This is a genomic window from Pectobacterium sp. F1-1 (genome assembly GCF_025643735.1).
In the GTDB taxonomy this organism is placed as follows: Bacteria; Pseudomonadota; Gammaproteobacteria; order Enterobacterales; family Enterobacteriaceae; genus Pectobacterium; species Pectobacterium colocasium.
Genome location: NZ_CP104733.1, coordinates 4,086,612 through 4,110,935, shown reverse-complemented (window position 1 = coordinate 4,110,935; position 24,324 = coordinate 4,086,612). Strand labels below are relative to the sequence as shown.

18 protein-coding genes, 4 pseudogenes and 1 other annotated feature are annotated in these 24,324 nt (G+C 52.3%); of the genes and pseudogenes, 15 read left to right on the top strand and 7 right to left on the bottom strand.

Annotation, left to right across the window (positions count from 1 at the left end):
• Positions 1 to 277: 277 nt before the first annotated feature.
• Both sltY and trpR read left to right on the top strand, forming a co-directional pair.
• On the top strand, positions 278 to 2,203 hold the full coding sequence (sltY, locus tag NAL19_RS18365) for a murein transglycosylase (RefSeq protein WP_263058099.1): 1,926 nt from the start codon (positions 278 to 280) through the stop codon (positions 2,201 to 2,203).
• A 72-nt stretch (positions 2,204 to 2,275) separates the two neighbouring features.
• The gene (gene trpR, locus NAL19_RS18360; RefSeq protein WP_263058098.1) at positions 2,276 to 2,623 is read left to right on the top strand and encodes a trp operon repressor; all 348 of its coding nucleotides are present in this window, start codon (positions 2,276 to 2,278) and stop codon (positions 2,621 to 2,623) included.
• A gap of 3 nt (positions 2,624 to 2,626) precedes the next feature.
• Here the strand turns inward: trpR and yjjX are convergent, their stop codons facing one another.
• A complete protein-coding gene (gene yjjX / locus NAL19_RS18355) occupies positions 2,627 to 3,166 on the bottom strand; it encodes an inosine/xanthosine triphosphatase (RefSeq protein ID WP_225085847.1) in 540 nt (179 codons plus the stop codon).
• A gap of 50 nt (positions 3,167 to 3,216) precedes the next feature.
• On the opposite strand from yjjX, the gene gpmB reads away from it, so the two are divergent.
• Positions 3,217 to 3,867, top strand: a complete 651-nt coding sequence (gene gpmB / locus NAL19_RS18350) for a 2,3-diphosphoglycerate-dependent phosphoglycerate mutase GpmB (protein WP_263058097.1) — start codon at positions 3,217 to 3,219, stop codon at positions 3,865 to 3,867.
• A gap of 20 nt (positions 3,868 to 3,887) precedes the next feature.
• Here gpmB and robA read toward each other — a convergent pair.
• Positions 3,888 to 4,742 (bottom strand): annotated as a pseudogene (robA, locus tag NAL19_RS18345) (MDR efflux pump AcrAB transcriptional activator RobA); the annotation flags it as partial.
• A gap of 205 nt (positions 4,743 to 4,947) precedes the next feature.
• Between robA and creA the strand changes: the two are divergent.
• Positions 4,948 to 5,430, top strand: a complete 483-nt coding sequence (creA, locus tag NAL19_RS18340) for a protein CreA (protein WP_225085844.1) — start codon at positions 4,948 to 4,950, stop codon at positions 5,428 to 5,430.
• Positions 5,431 to 5,493: 63 nt separating this feature from the next.
• On the opposite strand, the gene arcA is transcribed toward creA, so the two are convergent.
• Entirely contained in the window at positions 5,494 to 6,210 is a 717-nt protein-coding gene (gene arcA / locus NAL19_RS18335; RefSeq protein WP_010300511.1) for a two-component system response regulator ArcA, read from the bottom strand.
• Between the two features lie 765 nt (positions 6,211 to 6,975).
• Here arcA and NAL19_RS18330 point away from each other — a divergent pair.
• The 5 genes and pseudogenes from NAL19_RS18330 (at position 6,976) to thrC (ending at position 12,773) form a co-directional block, all read left to right on the top strand.
• A complete protein-coding gene (locus NAL19_RS18330; RefSeq protein WP_263058096.1) occupies positions 6,976 to 7,662 on the top strand; it encodes a tRNA/rRNA methyltransferase in 687 nt (228 codons plus the stop codon).
• A gap of 193 nt (positions 7,663 to 7,855) precedes the next feature.
• Positions 7,856 to 7,942, top strand: a complete 87-nt coding sequence (gene thrL, locus NAL19_RS21880; protein ID WP_071531141.1) for a thr operon leader peptide — start codon at positions 7,856 to 7,858, stop codon at positions 7,940 to 7,942.
• Positions 7,881 to 7,996: a sequence feature (Thr leader region), on the top strand. It overlaps the preceding gene by 62 nt.
• Before the next feature lie 90 nt (positions 7,997 to 8,086).
• Entirely contained in the window at positions 8,087 to 10,546 is a 2,460-nt protein-coding gene (gene thrA / locus NAL19_RS18325; RefSeq protein WP_263058095.1) for a bifunctional aspartate kinase/homoserine dehydrogenase I, read from the top strand.
• 2 nt (positions 10,547 to 10,548) lie between these two features.
• Positions 10,549 to 11,478, top strand: coding sequence for a homoserine kinase (gene thrB, locus NAL19_RS18320; protein WP_103161141.1), 930 nt, complete (start codon positions 10,549 to 10,551; stop codon positions 11,476 to 11,478).
• A 3-nt stretch (positions 11,479 to 11,481) separates the two neighbouring features.
• A pseudogene (gene thrC / locus NAL19_RS18315) lies at positions 11,482 to 12,773 on the top strand (threonine synthase).
• 61 nt (positions 12,774 to 12,834) lie between these two features.
• Here thrC and yaaA read toward each other — a convergent pair.
• The gene (gene yaaA / locus NAL19_RS18310; protein ID WP_263058094.1) at positions 12,835 to 13,608 is read right to left on the bottom strand and encodes a peroxide stress protein YaaA; all 774 of its coding nucleotides are present in this window, start codon (positions 13,606 to 13,608) and stop codon (positions 12,835 to 12,837) included.
• Between the two features lie 319 nt (positions 13,609 to 13,927).
• Here yaaA and tal point away from each other — a divergent pair.
• Positions 13,928 to 14,882: pseudogene (gene tal / locus NAL19_RS18305) on the top strand (transaldolase).
• A gap of 77 nt (positions 14,883 to 14,959) precedes the next feature.
• Here the strand turns inward: tal and NAL19_RS18300 are convergent.
• Both NAL19_RS18300 and NAL19_RS18295 read right to left on the bottom strand, forming a co-directional pair.
• Positions 14,960 to 15,613: a GGDEF domain-containing protein gene (locus tag NAL19_RS18300; RefSeq protein ID WP_263058093.1), complete on the bottom strand. Its 654-nt coding sequence runs from the start codon at positions 15,611 to 15,613 to the stop codon at positions 14,960 to 14,962.
• Between the two features lie 275 nt (positions 15,614 to 15,888).
• On the bottom strand, positions 15,889 to 16,155 hold the full coding sequence (locus NAL19_RS18295; protein ID WP_263058092.1) for a hypothetical protein: 267 nt from the start codon (positions 16,153 to 16,155) through the stop codon (positions 15,889 to 15,891).
• A 282-nt stretch (positions 16,156 to 16,437) separates the two neighbouring features.
• On the opposite strand from NAL19_RS18295, the gene mog reads away from it, so the two are divergent.
• Both mog and NAL19_RS18285 read left to right on the top strand, forming a co-directional pair.
• The gene (mog, locus tag NAL19_RS18290; protein ID WP_263058091.1) at positions 16,438 to 17,025 is read left to right on the top strand and encodes a molybdopterin adenylyltransferase; all 588 of its coding nucleotides are present in this window, start codon (positions 16,438 to 16,440) and stop codon (positions 17,023 to 17,025) included.
• A 120-nt stretch (positions 17,026 to 17,145) separates the two neighbouring features.
• Positions 17,146 to 18,483 carry an MFS transporter gene (locus tag NAL19_RS18285; RefSeq protein WP_263058090.1) on the top strand — a complete coding sequence of 446 codons (1,338 nt, stop codon included), beginning with the start codon at positions 17,146 to 17,148 and terminating at the stop codon, positions 18,481 to 18,483.
• 142 nt (positions 18,484 to 18,625) lie between these two features.
• Here NAL19_RS18285 and satP read toward each other — a convergent pair.
• Positions 18,626 to 19,200: pseudogene (satP, locus tag NAL19_RS18280) on the bottom strand (acetate uptake transporter).
• A 482-nt stretch (positions 19,201 to 19,682) separates the two neighbouring features.
• Between satP and dnaK the strand changes: the two are divergent.
• The 3 genes from dnaK (at position 19,683) to nhaA (ending at position 24,317) form a co-directional block, all read left to right on the top strand.
• Positions 19,683 to 21,590 carry a molecular chaperone DnaK gene (gene dnaK, locus NAL19_RS18275; RefSeq protein WP_263058089.1) on the top strand — a complete coding sequence of 636 codons (1,908 nt, stop codon included), beginning with the start codon at positions 19,683 to 19,685 and terminating at the stop codon, positions 21,588 to 21,590.
• Between the two features lie 107 nt (positions 21,591 to 21,697).
• Positions 21,698 to 22,834 carry a molecular chaperone DnaJ gene (dnaJ, locus tag NAL19_RS18270; RefSeq protein ID WP_263058088.1) on the top strand — a complete coding sequence of 379 codons (1,137 nt, stop codon included), beginning with the start codon at positions 21,698 to 21,700 and terminating at the stop codon, positions 22,832 to 22,834.
• A 286-nt stretch (positions 22,835 to 23,120) separates the two neighbouring features.
• Positions 23,121 to 24,317 (top strand): Na+/H+ antiporter NhaA, encoded by a 1,197-nt coding sequence (gene nhaA / locus NAL19_RS18265; RefSeq protein WP_263058087.1) that lies wholly within the window; start codon positions 23,121 to 23,123, stop codon positions 24,315 to 24,317.
• The last annotated feature ends 7 nt before the right edge of the window (positions 24,318 to 24,324 follow it).

The following is a 24,324-nucleotide window of genomic DNA, read 5'->3' as shown; positions in this document are numbered from 1 at the left end:
ATCTGCCCGATATATCCGTCATACTTCAAGCTGCTTGTGCGTTGGCTGCCCTTACTCACCCCAGTCACTTACCTGAGTAAGCTCCTGGGGATGAAATGAGAGACATCCTGTCTCTCACCGAAGGCCAGCCGTTGGCTGGTCAAATTCGTTCCCGACGAATTTGTCATGCGGTTGCCGCCTTCACGCAACTCGAATTATTTTGGGTATAGGATAGGGGTATTGATACGATGAAGGATGCCGATAGCAAGTTCGATAACGGATGAGGTTAATGTAGGTGATGAAAGCGGGTTATTGGTGGTACGCCGTTGCGGCGATATGTCTGGCTGGGGTCTCCGGTCATGTGCTGGCGGATTCTCTGGATGAACAGCGTCAGCGCTATCAGCAGGTTAAACAAGCGTGGGACAGCAACCAGATGGACACGGTAGCGCAACTGATGCCGACGCTGCGCAGTTACCCGCTTTATCCTTATCTTGAGTACCGTTCGCTCACGCAGGACTTGAGCCAGATCAGCGCGACGCAGGTGAGGCAGTTTATAGCAACGCATCCGACGCTGCCGCCCGCCCGTAATCTCAATACCAGCTTTGTGAATGAACTGGCGCGTCGTCAGGACTGGATCGGGCTACTGGCATTTAGCCCGCAGCCGCCGAAACCGGTCAGCGCCCGCTGTAACTTTTATTATGCCCAGTGGGCTACCGGCCAGCGTCAGGGGGTGTGGGAAGCTACGCGTGATATCTGGCTGACTGGACGCTCGCTCCCTGCGGTGTGCGATAAACTTTTCTCCGTGTGGCAGCAGGCGGGCGAACAGACGCCGTTGACGACGCTGGAGCGCGCGCGTCTGGCGATGGATGAGGGCAGCAGTAGTCTGGTGAGCTACCTCATCAAGCAGTTACCTGGCGATTATAAAACGATGGGCGATGCGCTGCTCAAACTCCAGAACGATCCGAATTCGCTGGAGAGTTTCGCTCGTACTGTCGGGCCAACGGATTTCACCCGGAAAGTCACGCTGTCGGCCTTCACGCGCACGGCGCGTCAGGATGCTGATAATGCCCGTTCGATGCTGCCGATTATTGTCCGTCTACAGAAAATGAGTGCCGCAGAGCGTCAGGAGATGGAAGAAACCATTGCCTGGAGATTGATGGGCAACGATGCCACACCCGAGCAGGCGCAGTGGCGGGATGGCGTGGTGCGAAAAAGTACGTCGACCACTTTGCTGGAGCGTCGTGTACGCATGGCGTTGGGCGCAGGCGACCGTCAGGGGCTAACAAGCTGGATGGCGCGTTTGCCAGCGGAGGCGTTACAGAAAGACGAATGGCGCTACTGGCGTGCGGTGGTGCTGTTGGATCAAGGTAAACGTCAGGAAGGCGAGCCGTTATTACGCAGTCTGATGCAGGAACGCGGGTTCTATCCGATGGCGGCAGCGCAGAAGCTCAATGAGCGCTATCCCATTACGATCATGACAGCAGTGAAGCCGGATCCTTCTCTGTCCCAGCTACCGGAAGTCGCTCGTGTGCGGGAATTGATGTTCTGGCAGATGGATAATCTGGCACGCAGCGAATGGGTCGGGTTAGTCGCGAACCGTAGCAAACCACAGCAGGAAGCGCTGGCTCGCTATGCGTTTGAACAGCGCTGGGCGGATTTGAGCGTGCAGGCAACGATTGTCGCGAAGCTGTGGGATCATCTGGAAGAGCGTTTCCCGCTGGCCTGGAATGATGAATTCCGCCGTGAAACGCAGGGGAAAGGTATTAGCCAGAGTTATGCGATGGCGATCGCTCGTCAGGAGAGTGCCTGGAATCCGAAAGCGCGTTCTCCGGTTGGTGCATCGGGTTTAATGCAGTTGATGCCCGCGACGGCGCAGCATACTGCCAAAATGAGCAATATCACGTTCTACACGAACAGCAGCCAACTGTTCGATCCTGAGACCAATATTCTGTTGGGAACGAGCTATCTGGAGTACGTGTACCAGACGTTTGGCCGTAACCGCATCCTGTCTTCTGCGGCTTATAATGCCGGGCCATCGCGGGTGAATACCTGGCTGAGAAACAGCGCCGGACGCATTGATCCTGTTGCGTTTATCGAAAGTATTCCGTTCTCGGAAACGCGGGGATATGTGAAAAATGTGCTGGCCTATGATGTCTTCTATCGCTATTTCCTTCACCAGCCAGCCAATGTGCTGACGGATGCGGAATGGCAGCGGCGTTATTGAGACGCGGCGTTGCGATTGTTGCCTGAAATTGTGTTATGCTGCCGTACTAGTTAAATAGTATGGCAGCCCGTTATGACTCCGTTATCGCTTATCGACCCGGCACTTTCTGAACAAGACAATGAGAACTGGTTGCGCTTTGTCGCGCTATTGCAGCAGTCTATTGCGGAGGATCTGCAATTGCCGCTGCTTCAATTGCTACTGACGCCGGACGAACGTACTGCGCTGGGAACGCGGGTGAGAATTGTGCAGGAACTGATGCGGGGTGACATGAGTCAGCGTGAGTTGAAAAGCGAGTTAGGTGCAGGGATTGCTACCATCACGCGCGGTTCAAATAGTCTGAAAGCCGCGCCCCCCGCGTTAAAAAGCTGGCTGGAAGCGCAGTTGCTGTCGGCAGATAAACCGTTGGGTGACGACGCGTAACCGTTACGGTTTTGCGGCGTGAACGGGAATCTGATAGATCGGGTTATGGAACGGCACCAGCGCCAGCAGCAGCGCCTGATGGTATACGCTGGTACGTGACAATTTGCCGTCGGTGAAGACGCCGATGGCACCACCTTTATGTTTAATATTCTGAACGCCCGTCAAACGTTCCATTTCATCGCCTAATTCCCGCCCTTCACGGATACCATGTAATATACTTTCTGGAAGAACCAGGCTTGCAGAGCGTGACTCGCCACGCAGGTGGGGGTTTTCGATCACCATCCAGGCGAACGTCATGCTTTCTTCAATGCCCGCTTCGACACCGACCCAAAAATCGGCTTCAGGCCGCACCTGACGTGCCATCATGACGCGGTTTCTGGCGCCAGTACGGGTTTCGATAGAACCAAGAGGTTGACGCGGGACGCCGCTATCGACGTCAACGCCTTCGATGCGGCAATTTTCTGCACCAAAGACATCGGTGAATGCCAGAGTAATAGCCTTAATCTTTGCCGGGTTGGTAGTTGCAGCAACAACGTGATACATAACAGTTTCGTACCTTTAGTTAATTTGACGCAGTATAACGGAAAATAACCATGTTACAGGTATATCTTGTTCGCCACGGCGAAACAGAATGGAATGTGGCTCGACGTATTCAAGGTCAATCGGACAGTGCGCTGACGCCAAGAGGTGAGCAACAGGCACAGCGAGTTGCTGAACGAATCAGGACGTTAGGGATTACGCATATTTTTACCAGCGATCTCGGAAGAACGCGTCAGACGACAGAAATCATCGCTAAATCTTGTGGTAATTGCCAGATAATCCTGGAGCCTGGGTTACGTGAATTGAACATGGGCGTATTGGAAGCGCGCGATCTGGACTCGCTGACCGCCGAGGAAGAAGGGTTGCGTAAAGGGCTGGTAGATGGCACGCCCGATGGCCGCATCCCGGAAGGTGAATCGATGAGTGATGTCGCATTGCGCATGCACGGCGTTCTGGAACGTTGTCTGGCATTGCCTGCGGGAAGCCGTCCTCTGCTGGTGAGCCACGGGATGGCGCTGGGCTGTCTGCTGAGTACGGTTCTGGGGCTACCCGCGTCGGCTGAGCGGCGCCTGCGCCTGCGCAACTGCTCCCTGTCGCGTATCGATTATCAGCAAAGTCCGTGGCTGGCACCGGGATGGGTGGTGGAAACGGCCGGAGATATCTCGCATCTGGATATTCCGGCACTGGATGAGCTACAGCGCTGAGAGCGGCTCTGGGTGCTGGATGGGATCAAATACTCGCAGCGGATGATCGCGGGTATTTCCCCGTCTGTATCACGGCTGGGGTGAAAACGCTCGGCGTCGAACCCTTTGCGGCGTGTGAGCTGGAAGGTCGGCAGACAGGTGTCATACAGCGTGATGATGAAGTCTTGTAGCTCGTCGTTTGGCCCTTCAAAAACAAACATCGCGTAGTCACCGCCCGGTAGCGTAATGGGTTCGCCCGTGTGGACATCATCCGGCAGGTACTGTGGCTCCAACGCGGTGGTGTAGAGCACTTCGTGCTCGTCGTCTTTCTCTTTGCTCGGCCGTGAATGGTGCAGCCCGTAAAGCACGGGGGGAACGGAGCAGGTTTCGCCTAAAAACTGACGCCAATAGTGGACGCGAATTTCCGTACGGAAGTTACAAATCTGTTCCAGACGACAGGTATAGGTTTGCGTTAGCCCAAGCAACTGTGTTTCTGGCAGGGTGACAAACTGCGGCTGTGGCAGGGTAAACGCACCAAGCCGGATCGGCGGACGAATGCCGAATGTATTCCAATTATCGGAACGACGATAAGACGCAGGCGTTTGGGTAAACTGCTTTTTGAACGCGCGGGTAAAGGTCTGTTGTGAATCAAAACGATATTGCAGGGCAATATCAAGGATAGGGCGACTGGTTAGACAAAGTGCAACCGCCGCTTTGGTCAATCTCCGCGCTCGGATATATGAACCAATGGCATGGCCCGTCACGTCTTTGAACATTCTTTGCAGATGCCACTTGGAATAACCCGCTTTTGCCGCCACATTATCCAGTGATAGCGGCTGGTCGAGATGGCTTTCCAGCCAGTTAAGCAAGTCACGTATGATACCGGCTTGATCCATAATCTTCCTCATCAAACACATTGGGCGCGAGCGTATTGAGATCCCGCATCATAGCAATATTTTCACTTTGGTACTGCCGAAGATTTTTGAAAATATTCCGCAGGTAATTTGGATAAGGAGGATTGCGATAGTGGTTTATTTTGTACATCCTCTTTTAAATTGTGGTTATTAATCGTTTGTCATGAATTGTCACAGGGCCTGAAATATGAACATAAAGCGCATCATGGGAGCGGGTCTGCTATTGCTATCCACCGCTGGCGTCGTCAGTGCGGAAGAAGTCGGGTCTGTCGATACCGCCTTTAAACTGCTGGGGCCGGATCATAAGATCGTCGTGGAAGCGTTTGACGATCCAGATGTATCAAATGTTACCTGCTACATTAGCCGAGCCAAAACGGGCGGAATCAAGGGCGGCTTAGGCCTGGCTGAAGACACATCGGACGCCGCTATTTCCTGCCAGCAGGTTGGGCCGATTACGCTGTCCGATAAAATCAAAAACGGCGGTGACCGCGGATCTGTGGTGTTCCAGAAAAGAACATCGCTGGTTTTCAAGAAATTACAGGTTGTTCGATTTTACGATCAAAAGCGTAATGCGCTGATCTATCTCGCTTACTCCGATCGCTTAGTCGATGGTTCGCCGAAAAATGCGTTAAGCGCAGTGCCGGTTATGCCGTGGGCAAAGAGTGAATAACGTGCGGTAATGCGGTAAGAAGGGAAAACAGCCGGAACAGATGTCTGTTCCGGCTGAGAGGGATTAATTTTCCAGGTCGCCGCAGAAGCGGTAGCCTTCGCCGTGGATCGTCGCGATGATTTCCGGCGTATCGGCTGTTGATTCAAAGTGCTTGCGGATACGGCGGATGGTGACGTCAACGGTACGGTCGTGTGGCTTAAGCTCACGGCCGGTCATTTTCTTCAGCAGTTCCGCACGAGACTGAATCTTGCCCGGGTTTTCGCAGAAGTGCAGCATGGCGCGGAATTCACTGCGCGGCAGCTTGTATTGTTCGCCAGCAGGGCTAATCAGAGAACGACTATTGATGTCCAGTTCCCAGCCGTTGAAGCGGTAGCTTTCCACCAGACGGCGCTCTTCAGTGCCGCTGCCAAGATTCATGGTACGTGACAGCAGGTTACGCGCGCGGATCGTCAATTCACGTGGGTTGAACGGTTTGGTGATGTAGTCATCCGCACCGATTTCCAGACCGAGAATCTTATCGACTTCATTGTCACGACCGGTGAGGAACATCAAGGCAACGGTGGCTTGCTCGCGCAGTTCACGTGCCAGCAACAGGCCGTTCTTTCCTGGCAGGTTGATGTCCATGATCACCAGATTGATGTCATTCTCGGACAAAATGTGGTGCATTTCTGCGCCATCAGTGGCTTCATGAACAACGTATCCTTCCGCCTCAAAAATGCTTTTGAGGGTATTACGAGTTACTAGCTCGTCTTCAACAATAAGAATGTGCGGCGTCTGCATGTTTGCTACCTAAAATTGCCAACTTAAATTATAGAAATCGGAAGTACAGAAGTCGCTGTCATACCCTGCTGGCCCGCTGGCTACAACGCCAGTTATTCCGGGTATTTCCCTGGAGCTTATCGAGGTAAACTACGCTCTCGCTCAACATCAGACTCAAGTACGTAAAGGCGTTACTGGTGTTCATTCTCTACCCGCTTAGAGGTACTGCTAGCGGATGAGCGTGGCGCTAATTTAACTGCGCTCAAAGTGGCGCATAGTTTAACCTTATTAACAGCAACATAACAGTAAGCACGGATTTTGCCTGCTGATAAATCTACGGTTCTGTTGACATATATCAAATTTCATTTTAGCACGTTAACTATTTTGTGATAAACACTTATAGGATTGCCAGTTTACGTCACAATTTAGCACTTTTTATGAACGATTTAGCATAGCAAATGCCAATAATCATAATTGGCGCTACACAGTCGGTAGTCGTTTTATAACTTATTGAAATAAAATAATTTACCCTGTTTTTCTTAGGGTTTTCTCTTCCTGCCTATTTTTTTGGACTCTCTGATGTTTCCTGCCGAAGGCTGAATTGATACCGGAAATTTTGTTGGTTTATTGTTAACTTTTCACCGTAACGATCAACACGCTGCGGTTATCAACGAATAGCACTTATTAATCAATCGTTATCAGTAATCGCTATCGATGACGCTGCTGTTTTATTTGACGGCTGGTGGAGATAGTGACAGAACGCACGTAACCCATACTGAGGAGTTTATGCAGTTTCATATTATTTTGGTTGAGCCCGCTCGGGCAGAAAATGTAGGGGCGGCAGCCCGTGCGATGAAAACGATGGGATTCAGCAGCTTGCGTATTGTCGGTAGCACTGCACATCAAGAACCGGCAGCTCGTTGGGTAGCGCACGGCTCGGGGGACATTCTGGATAACGTACAGGTGTTTGCCACGCTGGCTGAAGCACTGGCGGATGTCGACTTTACGATTGCGACCACCGCGCGCAGCCGGGCTAAGTATCGTTATTACTGCACGCCAGCTGAACTGACTGGCATCTTGCAGGAGAAGGTGCAATGGATGGCTTCTGCGGCGCTGGTGTTTGGTCGGGAGGATGTTGGCCTGACGAATGAAGAACTCGAACTGGCGGATGTATTGACCGGCGTACCGATGAAAGCAGATTACCCTTCGTTGAATCTTGGTCAGGCGGTGATGGTGTACTGTTACCAACTGGCTGAACTGATGGACGTTAAACCGGAAGTGGCACAGCCTGCGGCAGTGGGACAATTGTCGGCGCTGCACGATCGTTTGGATCGGCTACTGGTAAATTTGGCGGTTGAGGATGATGAAAAACTGCGAGACTGGCTGCATCAGCGGCTGGGACGTTTAGAGCAGCGCGATACGGCTATGCTCCATCGGCTGCTACACGACATTGAAAAAAATTTGCCGAAATAAGATAGCAAAGATGGCTTTTTTGGCAGTCGAACATCTTGAAACGTGTATTTTGACAATGGTTCGTCCGGCATATTCCCGTTTCGGCAGTGGGTTTAGCGGTAGACATTTTTCGTTCGGTGAGAAGAAAAAAAAGAAATCCGTTGACTTCAAAGGGCGATTGGCCTAACTAATAGGGCAGATAACTCTACTTCTAATGAGATTCGATTTTAGCATGCGCACTATCAGCCTGATCACCACGATTATTACCATCACCGATACAACCAGTAACGGTGCGGGCTGACGCATATAAAGATTCCAGAAAAAGCCCGCACCGAACAGTGCGGGCTTTTTTTTTACGGCAGGTTATCCCTCAGCGCCGCCTGCAAGCGGCATACAAAAACGCTTCCGGCGTTTGGTTGGCAGAAATTCAGGAGAAAAGATAAAAATGCGAGTGTTGAAATTTGGCGGGACTTCAGTAGCAAATGCGGAGCGTTTTGCGCGCGTTGCCGACATTATCGAAAACAACGCGCGCCAGGGACAGGTGGCTACCGTATTGTCCGCTCCGGCGAAAATTACCAACCATCTGGTTGCCATGATTGAGAAAACCGTCGCCGGACAAGATATCCTGCCTCATTTGAATGACGCCGAAACAATCTTTTCTTCGCTGCTGCAAGGCCTTGCTGAGTCTCAACCCGGTTTTGATCATGCCCGTCTGAAGGCATTCGTGGATCAGGAATTTGCACAGCTGAAACACGTTCTGCATGGCATCGCGTTGCTGGGCCAGTGTCCTGACAGTGTGAACGCCGCAATTATCTGCCGAGGGGAAAAACTGTCTATCGCCATCATGGAAGCGGTCTTTCAGGCGCGCGGCTATGGGGTTTCCGTTATCAATCCGGTCGAGAAGCTGCTGGCGCAGGGACACTATCTTGAATCCACCGTGGATATCACGGAATCGACTCGCCGCATCGCCGAAAGTGCCATTCCGAAAGATCATGTCATCCTGATGGCGGGCTTTACGGCCGGTAACGACAAAGGTGAGCTGGTGGTACTGGGCCGCAACGGTTCAGACTATTCCGCTGCGGTACTGGCTGCGTGTTTGCGTGCGGACTGCTGTGAGATCTGGACCGATGTAGATGGTGTTTATACCTGCGATCCGCGTCAGGTGCCGGACGCTCGATTATTGAAATCGATGTCCTATCAGGAGGCGATGGAGCTGTCCTATTTCGGCGCCAAAGTCCTCCACCCCCGCACCATCGCTCCTATCGCCCAGTTCCAAATTCCCTGCCTCATCAAAAACACCGAAAACCCTCAGGCTCCCGGCACACTCATCGGCATGGACAGCACGGATACTCAGTATCCGGTGAAAGGGATTACCAACCTGAACAACATGGCGATGATCAACGTATCCGGCCCTGGCATGAAAGGCATGGTTGGCATGGCGGCACGCGTGTTTGCCGCGATGTCGCGTGCGGGTATCTCTGTTGTTCTGATTACGCAGTCATCTTCCGAATACAGCATCAGCTTCTGCGTATCGCAAAACGAGCTGGCACGCGCCCGCAAAACGCTGGAAGACGAATTCTATCTGGAACTGAAAGAAGGCGTGCTGGAGCCGCTGGATGTAATGGAACGTCTGGCAATCCTCTCTGTCGTCGGTGATGGTATGCGCACGCTGCGCGGCCTGTCTGCGCGTCTGTTCTCCGCGCTGGCGACGGCCAATATCAATATCGTGGCTATCGCGCAGGGATCCTCCGAACGCTCTATCTCCGTTGTAGTGAACAACGATGTAGCGACCACTGGCGTGCGCGTGGCGCACCAGATGCTGTTTAACACCGATCAGGTGATCGACGTATTTGTTATCGGCGTGGGCGGCGTGGGCGGCGCACTGTTGGAGCAGATTCACCGTCAGCAGCCGTGGCTGAAAGACAAACATATCGACCTGCGTGTTTGTGGGATCGCGAATTCCAAAGCCATGCTGACCAATATTAACGGCATTTCGATGGACAACTGGCGCGAAGAGCTGGCGAAAGCCCGCGAGCCGTTCAATCTGGGCCGTCTGATTCGTCTGGTTAAAGAGTACCACCTGCTGAACCCGGTTATCGTTGACTGTACGTCGAATCAGGCCGTGGCCGATCAGTATGTGGATTTCCTGGCCGACGGCTTCCACGTGGTGACGCCAAACAAGAAAGCCAACACGGGGTCGATGAACTATTATCACCAACTGCGCAGCGCTGCGGCGAAATCCCGCCGTCGTTTCCTGTATGACACTAACGTCGGTGCTGGTCTGCCGGTGATTGAGAACCTGCAAAACCTGCTGAATGCGGGTGATGAACTGATTCGCTTTACCGGTATTCTCTCTGGCTCGCTGTCCTTTATTTTCGGTAAACTCGATGAAGGTATGTCGCTGTCGGAAGCGACCACACAGGCGAAAGAGAAAGGTTATACCGAACCCGATCCACGTGACGATCTATCCGGTATGGATGTGGCGCGCAAGCTGCTGATTCTGGCGCGTGAAGCGGGTTATCAGCTGGAGCTGGGCGATATTGAGGTGGAATCTGTTCTGCCTGCCAGCTTCGATGCCTCCGGCGACGTTGCCAGCTTCATGCAGCGCCTGCCGTCGGTAGACGATGAGTTCGCCAGCCGTGTTGCACAAGCGCGCGATGAAGGTAAAGTGTTGCGCTATGTCGGCGTCATTGAAGAAGGTCGCTGCAAGGTCAAGATCAGCGCCGTTGGCGGCAATGATCCGCTGTTTAAAGTCAAAGATGGTGAGAATGCGCTGGCATTCTACAGCCGTTATTATCAGCCACTGCCGCTCGTCTTGCGCGGTTATGGCGCGGGTAACGATGTTACCGCTGCTGGTGTGTTCGCAGATCTGCTGCGCACCTTGTCATGGAAGTTGGGAGCATAATTATGGTTAAGGTGTATGCACCTGCATCAATCGGTAACGTCAGCGTTGGGTTTGATGTACTGGGTGCGGCCGTTTCGCCGGTAGACGGTTCATTGCTGGGAGATTGCGTCTCTGTCGAGGCGGCCGATCTGTTCAGCCTGCGTAATGAAGGGCGTTTTGTCAGCAAACTGCCGGACAACCCGAAAGAAAACATTGTGTACCAATGTTGGGAGCTTTTCTGTCAGGAAATTGGCAAAACCGTGCCGGTGGCGATGACGCTCGAAAAGAATATGCCGATTGGTTCAGGGCTAGGTTCCAGCGCCTGTTCTGTCGTCGCCGGGCTGATGGCGATGAACGAATTTTGCGGCAAGCCGCTGGATGATACCCGTCTGCTGAAACTGATGGGTGAGCTGGAAGGGCGCATTTCTGGCAGCGTTCACTACGATAACGTGGCTCCGTGTTTCCTTGGCGGCGTCCAACTGATGTTGGAAGAGAACGGCATTATCAGCCAGTCTGTGCCGTCATTCGATGATTGGCTGTGGGTCATGGCGTATCCGGGGATTAAGGTCTCGACTGCCGAAGCGCGCGCGATTCTGCCTGCGCAATATCGTCGTCAGGATTGCATCAGTCACGGCCGTTATCTGGCTGGTTTTATCCACGCTTGCCATACCGGACAGGCTGCGCTGGCGGCGAAACTGATGAAGGATGTCATCGCGGAACCTTATCGGACGAAACTGCTGCCCGGCTTTGCTGCCGCTCGCCAGGCCGCTGAAGATATCGGGGCACTGGCCTGCGGTATTTCCGGCTCCGGCCCGACGTTATTCTCCGTCTGCAACGACATGGCGAGCGCACAGCGCCTGGCCGACTGGCTGCGGGATAACTATTTGCAGAACGATGAAGGTTTTGTTCATATTTGCCGTCTTGATACGACTGGCGCACGACAACTGGGATAACGCATGAAACTGTACAACCTTAAAGATCATAACGAGCAGGTCAGTTTTGCTCAGGCTATCAAGCAAGGACTGGGTAGCCAGCAAGGGCTGTTCTTCCCGCTGGAACTGCCGGAATTTGAGCGCACCGAAATCGATGCCCTGCTGGATCTGGATTTCGTTACCCGCAGCAGCCGCATTCTGTCTGCGTATATCGGCGATGAAATTGCGGCTGAAACCGTGTTCGAGCGCGTAAAAGCGGCCTTTGCGTTCCCTGCACCCGTTGCGCCGGTAGCGGAAGATATCGCCGCGCTGGAACTGTTCCACGGCCCGACGCTGGCTTTTAAAGACTTCGGCGGCCGCTTTATGGCGCAAATGCTGACGGAAGTGTCTGGCGACGAGAAAATTACCATTCTGACGGCGACCTCTGGTGACACCGGTGCTGCCGTGGCGCATGCCTTTTACGGTCTGGAAAATGTCCGTGTGGTGATTTTATATCCGCAGGGCAAGATCAGTCCGTTGCAGGAAAAGCTGTTCTGTACGCTGGGCTGCAACATTCACACCATCGCGGTCGACAGCGATTTTGATGCCTGTCAGGCATTGGTGAAAAAGGCGTTTGATGATGAAAAGCTGAAAAAGGCGATTGGCCTGAACTCGGCAAACTCCATCAATATCAGCCGTCTGCTGGCGCAAATTTGCTACTACTTTGAAGCGGTTGCACAACTGCCGCAGGAAGCGCGTAATCATCTGGTGGTTTCTGTGCCGAGCGGTAACTTCGGCGATCTGACGGCTGGTCTGCTGGCAAAATCGCTGGGGCTGCCGATTAAGCGCTTCATCGCGGCGACCAACGCCAATGACACCGTGCCGCGTTTCCTGAGCAGCGGAAATTGGGAGCCGAATAAAACGGTGGCAACCTTATCCAACGCGATGGACGTGAGCCAGCCGAACAACTGGCCGCGCGTGGAAGAGCTGTTCCGTCGTAAAAACTGGCAGTTGAAAACGCTGGGCTTTGGCGCGGTGAGCGATGAGACCACGAAAGAAACCATGCATGAGCTGGATGCGTTAGGCTATGTTTCTGAGCCGCACGCGGCGATTGCTTATCGCCTGCTACGCGATCAACTGCAAGCGGGTGAGTTCGGCCTGTTCCCTTGGGGACGGCACACCCGGCGAAATTCAAGGAAAGCGTAGAAGACATTCTGGGCAAAGAACTGGATCTGCCGGAAGCGCTGGCTGAGCGTGCCGATCTGGATCTGCTGTCGCACAACTTCCCGGATGATTTCGCGAAGCTGCGTGAGTTCCTGATGTCACTGCCGGAATAAGATTGCTGAAAAGGCGGCGGTTTCGCCGCCTTTCTCTTTGTTGCCTATCGTACTACTTTGTTTACTGTTCGTGGCGCTTAAACACCAGTTCATCCGTCGAAGAGTCTGCTTCTGCGAAGAAGTAACCGTCCAGATTAAACGCTTTCAACTGTTCCGGCTGCGTCAGGCGGTTTTGAATAATGAAACGACTCATCAGGCCGCGTGCTTTCTTGGCGTAGAAACTGATCACTTTGAATTTGCCGTTTTTCTCATCCAAAAAGACGGGCTTGATCAGGCGGGCATTGAGTTTTTTCGGTTTAACCGCTTTGAAATATTCATCCGATGCCAGATTAACCAGCACATCGTCGCCTTGATCGCGCAGCGCCTGATTCAGCTTTTCAGTAATGGTATCGCCCCAGAAACTGTAGAGATCTTTGCCGGCTTTATTTTCCAGCCTGGTGCCCATTTCCAACCGATACGGGCGCATCAAATCCAGCGGGCGCAACACGCCATACAAGCCTGACAGCATACGCAAATGCTGCTGGGCGAAATCGAAATCATCCTCGCTGAAATCTTCCGCGGCTAATCCGGTATAGACGTCGCCCTTAAATGCCAGCAACGCCTGACGCGCGTTCTCAGGCGTGAAATCCGGGTGCCATTCGCTAAACCGCCCTGCGTTCAGATCAGCCAGCTTATCGCTGATACTCATCAGAGAGGCGATTTGTGCCGGCGTCAGTTTTTTACACACATCAATCAATTGACTGGACTGGTCCAGAAGTTCTGGCTGCGTATAACGCGTCGTTGCCAAAGGACTGGTGTAGTCGAGCGTTTTTGCGGGTGAAATAGTAATAAGCATGCGCCATGTCCTGTCGGTTTGATTTGAGATGGTCCTACTATAGCAAGAACGCCGTAAGAAAACGGCGATAGCTACAATACGCCAATAGCTACAATACGCCTTGTCTTTTACGTCCGAGCGCGTTTGGAAAGGGGAATCACCAGTGTGTAATCACTGTTGCAAGGGGACGTAGGAAAAGGCTGGCTTGCGTGGGAAAACGCGCGTGTTATTATCAGATTTCGGCGCAAAACAGACGGCCACCCGATTAGATAATAAGTCGATTCATATACGAGCTATTTTCATTCACGAGCACCACGTATAAACAACGAGACATGCCAACATGACGGATAAACTGACTTCCCTACGCCAATTGACCACGGTTGTAGCTGATACCGGCGATATTGCGGCAATGAAACTGTACCAACCGCAAGATGCGACTACCAACCCTTCGCTGATTCTGAACGCGGCGCAAATTCCTGAATACCGCAAGCTGATCGACGAGGCGATTGCCTGGGCACGCGAGCAGAGCAGCGATCGCAAACAGCAGGTTGTCGATGCTACGGACAAACTGGCGGTTAACATCGGTCTCGAAATTTTAAAATTGATCCCAGGCCGCATCTCCACGGAAGTGGATGCACGTTTGTCTTATGACACCGAAGCAAGCGTGGCGAAGGCAAAACACCTGATCAAACTGTACAACGATGCAGGCATCAGCAACGAGCGTATCCTGATTAAACTGGCTTCAACCTGGCAGGGCATCCGTGCGGCGGAGCAACTGGAAAAAGAAGGCATCAACTGTAACCTGACGCTGCTGTTCTCCTTTGCACAGGCGCGTGCCTGTGCTGAAGCGGGCGTGTTCCTGATTTCACCATTCGTTGGTCGTATTCTTGACTGGTACAAAGCCAATGGCGATAAGAAAGAATTCGCGCCGCACGAAGATCCAGGTGTGGTTTCCGTTAGCGAAATCTACGATTACTACAAAGAGCACGGCTATGAAACCGTCGTGATGGGCGCGAGCTTCCGTAACGTGGGTGAGATTCTGGAACTGGCCGGATGTGACCGCCTGACGATTGCCCCAGCGTTGCTGAAAGAACTGTCAGAAAGCGAAGGCGAAGTGGTTCGCAAACTGTCTTATGCTGGTGAAGTGAAAGTTCGTCCGGCTAAAATGACGGAAGCGGAATTCTACTGGCAGCACAATCAAGACCCAATGGCGATCGATAAACTGGCCGACGGGATCCGTAAATTTGCTATCGACCAGGGAAAAACTGGAAAAGATGATTGCAGATTTACTGTAAACATTCTGTCACATGAAAATAGCCGGGATTCCCGGCTATTTTTTTGTCTGTGAATTGGTATTTTGGAAGGGGAAAGTCTATTTTGCCGTCGCGTTACGGGTTTTCTTCGCGATATAAAGATTATCATCGGCCCGCTTCATCACTTCGCTGAGGTCTTCTCCAGCGATATGGTATTCAACCAGCCCAATACTGACCGTCAGCCTGATTTTTCCTGCGGCGGTTTCACAAGGTGTTTCGCTAACACGCGCTCTCGCTTTATCCACGATGGTGTATGAATCGTCTAATCCGGTATTCGGCAACACAATGGCAAATTCATCGCCGCCAATACGGCCAAAAATATCTTCGCGGCGAAATGATTTTTTGAACGTGTCGGCAACAAATTTCAGGGCCTCATCTCCGACGCTGTGACCGAAGCTGTCATTCACCTGCTTAAAGTAGTCGATGTCGATCAGAATGACACTAACGGGCCGTTTGGTGAGGTTAGCGATACTAAAGGCTTTATTGGCGGCCAGAAAGAACGCGTCTCGCCGCAAGTAGCCGGTGAGATCGTCATAGCGCGCGATAATAGGCAGTTCTATCAGGTATTTTTTTGCCAGAAGCGAGAGCAGGCTGCCTAAAATTGCAGAAAGCAGTACAACGCTGAGAATGACGGCTGCTGAACCAAGAGAGGTCAGTGTATAAAAAAACGTAGGAGAGGGCGTTTCTGACGTGGTTCTAATTCGAACACCCAATAATTCATCCGTGGGCGATAACACAGGAAATATGATAGTAAGGGTGCCTTTCCCTGCATATTCGCCAATTGATGGCAGTTTATTCTGGCAAATGCGGATGATCGCCATATCATTAAATGTCAGATCGGATGACGACAAACGATTGATACACTCGCTGCGCACATCACGTGTATTAAATACCCATGTTCTCATTCGTGCGAATACGTAAGAGCCGGTTTTCCGGGTGATATCATTCTCCGTAACTTCTCCACCGGAATTATAGGATTCATAGGTCTTTATTGTGATGTCCAAGTTTTGCCGCTCGACTTTCCACGAATTTTATTCGCTTCATGCGTAAGAAAGATAGTGATCAAAAAGGAAAGGGAACCAAACAGGAAAAATGCCGAGGTGGGGTGTGAGAATAGCTTTAATATCTTATATTTAAGATCGTTCATGGCGACTTCCTTGATAGGGCTTTTTTTACTTATTGTGATACGAAAGAAGTGCTTTAATTTTATCATATTATTCGCTTTAACGAGATGTTCTGCCTTGGCGGACGCCATTATTTTCTCTTTAATCTATCGGCTTATTTCACCCGCTCTTAATGGGTAAGCGATCTTTTTTATGCGCCTGCTATTCTTAAATTTTAATTGCGAAACGGTATTATTAATTCAAGTCATGTGCTTCGATTTTTTGAGACGCTATTTAATAATTATTATCAAATGCTGTATTGCGATCAGCGTGAAATAACAGATGCAGTGTGAATTTCCTCATAACAGCTAATTGTTTGCTAAAAGCGCTCAATATCCTGATAAAATTGGTGTTTTATTTAGACTGAGGTGCTTATGAACGTATTGCGTATTGGTTTGGTCTCCGTATCTGACCGCGCTTCCAACGGGGTTTATCAGGATAAAGGCATCCCAGAACTGGAATCCTGGCTTCGTAGTGCCCTGACCACGCCTTTCGAAGTGGAAACGCGACTGGTGCCTGATGAGCAACCGATGATTGAACAAACGCTGTGTGAACTGGTTGATGAGCGCGGCTGTCACCTGGTGTTGACGACCGGAGGCACAGGGCCAGCACGTCGTGATGTCACGCCGGACGCCACGCTGGCCGTTGCCGATCGAGAAATGCCGGGGTTTGGCGAGCAAATGCGGCAGATCAGCCTGCGCTTCGTGCCTACCGCGATTCTCTCTCGTCAGGTGGGTGTGCTGCGCAAACAGGCGCTGATTCTTAACTTGCCGGGGCAGCCTAAGTCGATTAAGGAGACGCTGGAAGGTTTAAAAGATACCGATGGCAAGGTGGTTGTGGCCGGTATTTTTGCCAGCGTACCGTATTGTATCCAACTGCTGGAAGGCCCCTACATCGAAACCAATCCAGATGTAGTAGCAGCTTTTCGCCCTAAAAATGCCGTGCGCGAAATAAAAGACTAAAGTTAGGCGATTTGAAACATAAGATTCAGCTTTGCTGGTGTCTAAAAATTTTGCCGCTATAGTAATTTCTACTTTACACACTGTGGTGGATTTTTTCACTCTGGCAATGCACGGTATCTTATGACTCAGGATCAACACGCCGATCCCCGCCGGTTGAACCGGCAGGACTATAAAACGCTGTCTCTGGCTGCGCTGGGTGGCGCGTTAGAGTTTTATGATTTTATTATTTTCGTCTTCTTTGCTGCCGTGATTGGCGATCTCTTCTTCCCGCCGGATATTCCTGAATGGCTGCGGCAGGTACAGACGTTCGGTATTTTCGCCGCAGGCTATCTGGCTCGCCCGCTTGGGGGCATCATCATGGCCCACTTTGGTGATAAGAGCGGACGTAAGAGAATGTTCAGCCTCAGTATATTGCTGATGGCGCTACCGACGCTGGCAATGGGCCTGCTGCCGACCTATGAAGCCATTGGCATTGCTGCGCCGCTGCTGCTGCTGTTGATGCGCGTGCTGCAAGGGGCTGCAATCGGTGGGGAAGTCCCCGGTGCGTGGGTTTTTGTTGCGGAGCATGTGCCTCGCGCCCGCATTGGATTTGCCTGCGGCACGCTGACTGCCGGGCTGACGATGGGGATTCTGCTGGGCTCGTTGATTGCAACGCTGCTGAATACGATGCTCACGCCGGAGCAGATGTCGGGCGGCGGCTGGCGGCTCCCCTTCTTCATCGGCGGGGTCTTCGGCCTTGTTGCCATGTATCTGCGCCGCTGGTTGCAGGAAACGCCTATTTTTATGGAAATGCAGGCGCAGAAGAAGTTGGCGGAAGAGCTGCCGCTAAAATCTGTCGTCTTAAACCATAAACGTGCGGTTGTGGTTTCCATGCTGCTGACCTGGCTGCTGTCTGCGTGCATCGTCGTCGTTATTCTGATGGCGCCGACTTACCTGCAAAAAGTCCACGGTATTCCTGCGGCGCTGGCGCTGCAGGCGAACTGTCTGGCAACGATTGCGTTGATGGTGGGTTGCGTCGGTGCGGGGCTGCTGGTTGACCGCGTTGGCGCCAGCAAGCTGTTTATGGTGGGTAGCCTGTCGCTGGCCGCCTGTAGCTGGTTCTTCTACAGCTCGGCAGCAAATAGTACGACGCTGCTCTTTGTCAGCTATGCGATTGTAGGGCTCAGCGTGGGTGTGGTGGGCGGTGTGCCGTATGTTATGGTGCGGGCGTTTCCGGCTGCGGTGCGGTTCTCGGGGATTTCTTTTTCCTACAACGTTTCCTATGCCATTTTCGGTGGCCTTACGCCTGTCTTTGTCACGCTGATTATGAAGGCAACGCCGCTGGCACCGGCATTTTATGTGCTGACGCTAGCCGCGGTAGGTCTGCTGTTGGGGATGTATTTGCAGCGCGATCTGGATGCTGATTTGCAGGCTGTGGTTGATAGCGACGCGCGGGATCGTTCGCCTGTTGAGGTTTAAGCGTGTTGTCTCGTTCTTAAAACGTACTGTCATTAAAAACGCGTCATCATCAAAAACAAACGGGCCCTGTCAGATAGACAGGGCCCGTTGGCATTTAACGCGGCGAGAGCTTACCGCGTCAGAAATTATATTGCATCAGAACTTAGTGGGACGCGCCACATGAACCGATTGGCAGGACGCTACGGCCAAACTTCTCGTTCAGCACTTCAGCCATTGCCAGATAAATTGCGCTTGCGCCACAGATGATGCCTTCGTAACCCGCGAAGGTCAGCAGCGCGTGGTTGCCGGTGAAGTTACCGACGGCCAGCAGAGCAAACAGTACGGTCAGGCTACCGAAAACAAATTGCAGTGCGCGGTTGGTGCCGAATGTACCGAAGAACATAAACAGCGTGAAGATGCCCCACAGGCCAAGAAACACGCCAAGGAACTGGGCATCGCTGGCTTCCGCCAGACCCATTTTCGGCAGCATGAGAATGGCAACCAGCGTCAGCCAGAATGCGCCATAGGACGTAAACGCGGTCACGCCGAATGTATTGCCTTTTTATACTCCAGCAGACCGGCCAGAATCTGGGCGATGCCGCCGTAGAAAATACCCATGCTGAGAATGATGGAAGAAAGTGGGAAAAAGCCTGCGTTGTGCAGGTTCAACAGAATAGTGGTCATCCCGAAGCCCATCAGTCCTAATGGACCAGGATTTGCCAACGTGTTCGTGCTCATAAATCCTCTGCAATAACAGATTATTAATAGTCCCTTCGCGTCGGGCGCAGCATTAAGGCTAGCGAATGCGCCAATCACGTTGGGATAGGTGTCGTTTAGGTGTTATTGCCCGCCATTGTGTAGGGAAATGTCCCCATTTTTGCGGCGAGCGCGGCATCATATCGGGCGTTTGGAATGGACACAACATGGGGAAGGCAGAATAGTTTGATCGTACGAGGGATAAAGGTCATTTTTTTTCATCTTCCCCCCTTGATGATAGAAATGTTGGCCCCATCTTATTTCCAACCGAAACAGTTTGACCTGCCGCGAAGGCGTGTGTCGGGCCGTTACATCGGTGGTTAGCATGACAATGAAACGTGTGCTGCTGATGAAAACGAGGGTGTGTCGTTGGAAAACGAGAAATCTTGTTGAAAAATGACATTTCGCCCGCACAGTAGGTTTAACCACCACACCGAATATGACTTTTTAGTGGAGATGTTTAGATGGGTAAGATTATTGGTATCGACCTGGGTACAACCAACTCTTGTGTCGCGATTATGGACGGTACGCAGGTAAAAGTACTGGAAAATAGCGAAGGCGATCGCACCACGCCTTCAATTATTGCTTATACGCAAGATGGCGAAACTCTGGTTGGCCAACCGGCTAAACGTCAGGCAGTGACCAACCCGAAAAATACCCTGTTTGCTATCAAGCGTCTGATTGGTCGTCGTTTCAAAGACGAAGAAGTTCAGCGCGATGCCAACATCATGCCGTACAAAATTATCGCGGCAGATAATGGCGATGCATGGCTGGAAGTGAAAGATCAGAAAATGGCTCCGCCGCAGATTTCAGCTGAAGTGCTGAAAAAAATGAAGAAAACGGCAGAAGACTATCTGGGTGAGACGATATCCGAAGCGGTTATCACCGTACCGGCTTACTTCAACGATGCACAGCGTCAGGCGACCAAAGATGCCGGCCGTATCGCGGGTCTGGAAGTCAAACGTATCATCAACGAACCGACAGCGGCAGCATTGGCATACGGTCTGGATAAAGAAGTCGGCAACCGTACTATCGCGGTTTACGATCTGGGCGGCGGTACGTTCGATATTTCCATCATCGAAATCGACGAAGTTGATGGCGAAAAAACCTTTGAAGTGCTGGCGACCAACGGTGATACCCACCTGGGTGGTGAAGACTTCGATAGCCGCATGATCAACTATCTGGTTGACGAATTTAAGAAAGAGCAAGGTTTCGACCTGCGCAATGACCCGCTGGCGATGCAGCGTCTGAAAGAAGCGGCAGAAAAAGCCAAGATCGAGCTGTCTTCTGCTCAGCAGACCGACGTTAACCTGCCGTACATCACGGCGGATGCGACGGGTCCTAAGCACCTGAACATCAAGGTGACTCGTGCGAAACTGGAATCACTGGTAGAAGAGCTGGTTAACCGTTCTCTGGAGCCGCTGAAAGTGGCGTTGCAGGATGCTGGCCTGTCCGTTTCTGAAATTCAGGACGTGATTCTGGTGGGTGGTCAGACGCGTATGCCTCTGGTGCAGAAGAAAGTCGCTGACTTCTTCGGTAAAGAGCCGCGTAAAGACGTGAACCCGGATGAAGCCGTTGCTATCGGTGCTGCGGTTCAGGGCGGTGTTCTGTCTGGTGACGTGAAAGACGTTCTGCTGCTGGACGTTACCCCGCTGTCTCTGGGTATCGAAACCATGGGCGGCGTGATGACGGCGCTGATTGCCAAGAACACCACCATCCCGACTAAACACAGTCAGGTGTTCTCAACGGCGGAAGACAACCAGTCTGCGGTAACGATTCATGTTCTGCAGGGTGAGCGTAAGCGTGCGCACGATAACAAATCACTGGGTCAGTTTAACCTGGATGGTATTCAGCCTGCGCCGCGCGGTATGCCGCAGATCGAAGTCACTTTTGACATCGATGCTGACGGTATCCTGCATGTTTCCGCGAAAGACAAAAACAGCGGCCGCGAGCAGAAAATCACCATCAAGGCATCTTCTGGTCTGAACGAAGAAGAAATCCAGAAAATGGTACGCGATGCAGAAGCGAACGCTGAAGCTGACCGTAAGTTTGAAGAGCTGGTTCAGGTACGCAACCAGGGCGATCACCTGTTGCACAGCACGCGTAAGCAGCTGGAAGAAGCGGGCGATAAACTGGCCGCTGACGATAAAGCTGCCATTGACGACGCACTGAAAGCGCTGGAAAGCGCGCTGAAAGGCGAAGACAAAGCAGAAATTGAAGCGAAAATGCAGGCGCTGGTTCAGGTTTCCGGCAAGCTGCTGGAAGCGTCTCAACCACAGCAAGGCCCTGAAGGTGCCGCTGATGATGCCTCTGCTCGTCGCGACGACGATGTCGTTGATGCTGAGTTTGAAGAAGTAAAAGATAAAAAGTAATCGCCCTTGAGCGGGCGCAGTAGCAGCCACAAGGCTATTGCTGGCAATCAGCACGGGCGTCGAGGAAACTCTGCGCCCGTGCACGCATGTTGAGGGCAGGAAAAGAAATGGCGAAGCAAGATTATTACGAAAGCCTGGGCGTTTCGAAAAGCGCGGATGAGCGCGAGATAAAGAAAGCCTATAAGCGTCTGGCAATGAAGTACCACCCCGATCGCAATCCGGGTGATAGCGAGGCAGAAGCCAAGTTCAAAGAGATCAAAGAAGCCTACGAGATCCTTACCGACTCGCAAAAACGCGCCGCCTACGATCAGTACGGCCATGCGGCGTTTGAGCAAGGTGGTATGGGCGGAGGCGGCGGTGGTTTTGGCGGCGGCGGTGCCGATTTTGGTGATATTTTTGGCGACGTGTTCGGGGACATTTTTGGCGGTGGCCGCCGTCAGCGCGCGAGCCGTGGATCCGATTTACGCTACAACATGGAGTTGACGCTGGAAGAAGCGGTACGTGGCGTCACCAAAGAGATCCGAATTCCCGCGCTGGAAGAGTGTGATGTGTGCCACGGCAGCGGTGCGAAACTGGGTAGTTCTCCGATCACTTGTCCAACCTGTCATGGTAATGGCCAGGTTCAGATGCGTCAGGGCTTCTTTACCGTACAGCAGGCATGTCCACACTGTCATGGGCGCGGTAAGATCATTAAAGATCCGTGCGTCAAATGCCACGGTCATGGTCGCGTAGAGAAGAGCAAAACGCTGTCGGTGAAAATTCCGGCGGGCGTGGATACGGGTGACCGTATTCGCTTGTCCGGTGAAGGTGAAGCCGGTGAGCACGGCGCGCCGTCAGGAGATTTGTACGTTCAGGTGCAGGTTAAAGCGCACCCGATCTTCCAGCGTGAAGAGAATAACCTGTACTGCGAAGTGCCGATCAACTTTGCGATGGCTGCATTAGGCGGCGAGATTGAAGTCCCGACGCTGGATGGCCGTGTGAAGCTGAAAGTGCCTGCGGAAACGCAAACCGGCAAACTGTTCCGTATGCGCGGCAAAGGTGTGAAATCGGTACGTGGCGGTGCGCAGGGCGATCTGCTGTGCCGTGTAGTGGTCGAAACGCCAGTTAATCTGAACGAACGTCAAAGACAACTGCTACAAGAACTCGATGAGAGTTTCGGCGGCCCGTCCGGTGAAAGAAACAGCCCGCGTTCGAAAAGCTTTTTCGATGGCGTGAAGAAATTCTTCGACGATTTAACCCGTTAATAGCTTATCGTGAATGCGTAATCAAAAGACCGGTGGGGTAAACCCGCCGGTTTTTTATGACCGACATCCTTGTCCGCCACCTTGCGGCCGTTGCTGCGCAATGTTGAAAAACGCTCCCGACGTTTTTTATCTCTTCCTCTGAATAGTTATCACCTTAAATGATCGGTTTTTACGATCTTTATGCCAGTTTTAATCTGCTTTTAACGAGTAGTTATATTGCGTAATCTTGCCAGCAAGAAAGCGGACGTACGGTATTGGTGTTCGCGCCTGATGGGAGATGAAGTCAATGATAACAATGATTCGCCGTTTTATCGGATTGGATGCGGCGGCTGGCATCATGCTGATGATGGCAACGGTTTTCGCGCTCGCGTTTGCCAATTGGTCTGTTACTGCTGCTGGTTATCAACAGTTCCTGATGATGCCAGTGGAAATGCGCTTTGGCGCACTGGAAATTAATAAGAATCTGCTGCTGTGGATTAATGATGGCCTGATGGCGATTTTCTTCCTGCTGATTGGTCTGGAAGTGAAACGAGAACTGGTTGAAGGCTCGCTAGCCAGTCGTCAACAGGCGATGTTGCCACTAGTGGCGGCGGTAGGCGGAATGATTTTTCCCGCCTTGCTCTTTCTGCTTTTCAATGCGAATGATGAAGTGACGCGTTCTGGCTGGGCGATTCCCGCTGCGACAGATATTGCATTCGCCATTGGTGTGCTGACGCTATTGGGCAAGCGCGTTCCCGCAGGGTTAAAAGTCTTCTTGCTGGCGCTGGCGATCATTGACGATCTGGGGGCGATCCTAATCATTGCTCTGTTTTATACGCAGCAGATCTTCTGGCCTGCGCTGGGCGGCGCGGTATTGGCGGTTGCAGCGCTGGCCTATTTGAACAGGCAACAGGTCAGGAAAACATCCGCCTATTTGCTGGTGGGGATTGCTCTGTGGGTCTGCATCCTGAAATGTGGCGTTCATGCGACGTTGGCTGGGGTGATCGTCGGATTCTTTATCCCTTTGCGCACGTCCGACGGGGAAACGTCTCCGGCAACCACGCTGGAACACGGTTTACAAACGTGGGTCGCGTTTCTGATTATTCCGCTGTTTGCCTTCGCTAACGCTGGCATTGTGTTACAGGGAATTGTGCTGGAAAAACTGTTCTCCCCTCTTAGTCTGGGTATCGCCGCCGGGCTACTGATCGGTAAACCGCTGGGTATTACCTTGTTCAGTTGGCTAACCATTCGGCTGGGCTACGCGCGTTTGCCTGCTGGCGTTGGCTTTAGCCAGATTGTGGCGGTGTCCGTGCTGTGTGGCATCGGTTTTACCATGTCGATATTCATTACGCTGCTGGCCTTTTCTGGCGGTGATGCGGAATTGATTACCTATGCCAAGCTGGGAATCTTGCTGGCATCGGGATTGGCGGCGCTGCTTGGCTATCTGGCACTACGTGGGGTGTTGCCTGCGCTGGACAAGGCGGTGCAGCCGTGTAAGGGTTGAGGCTATG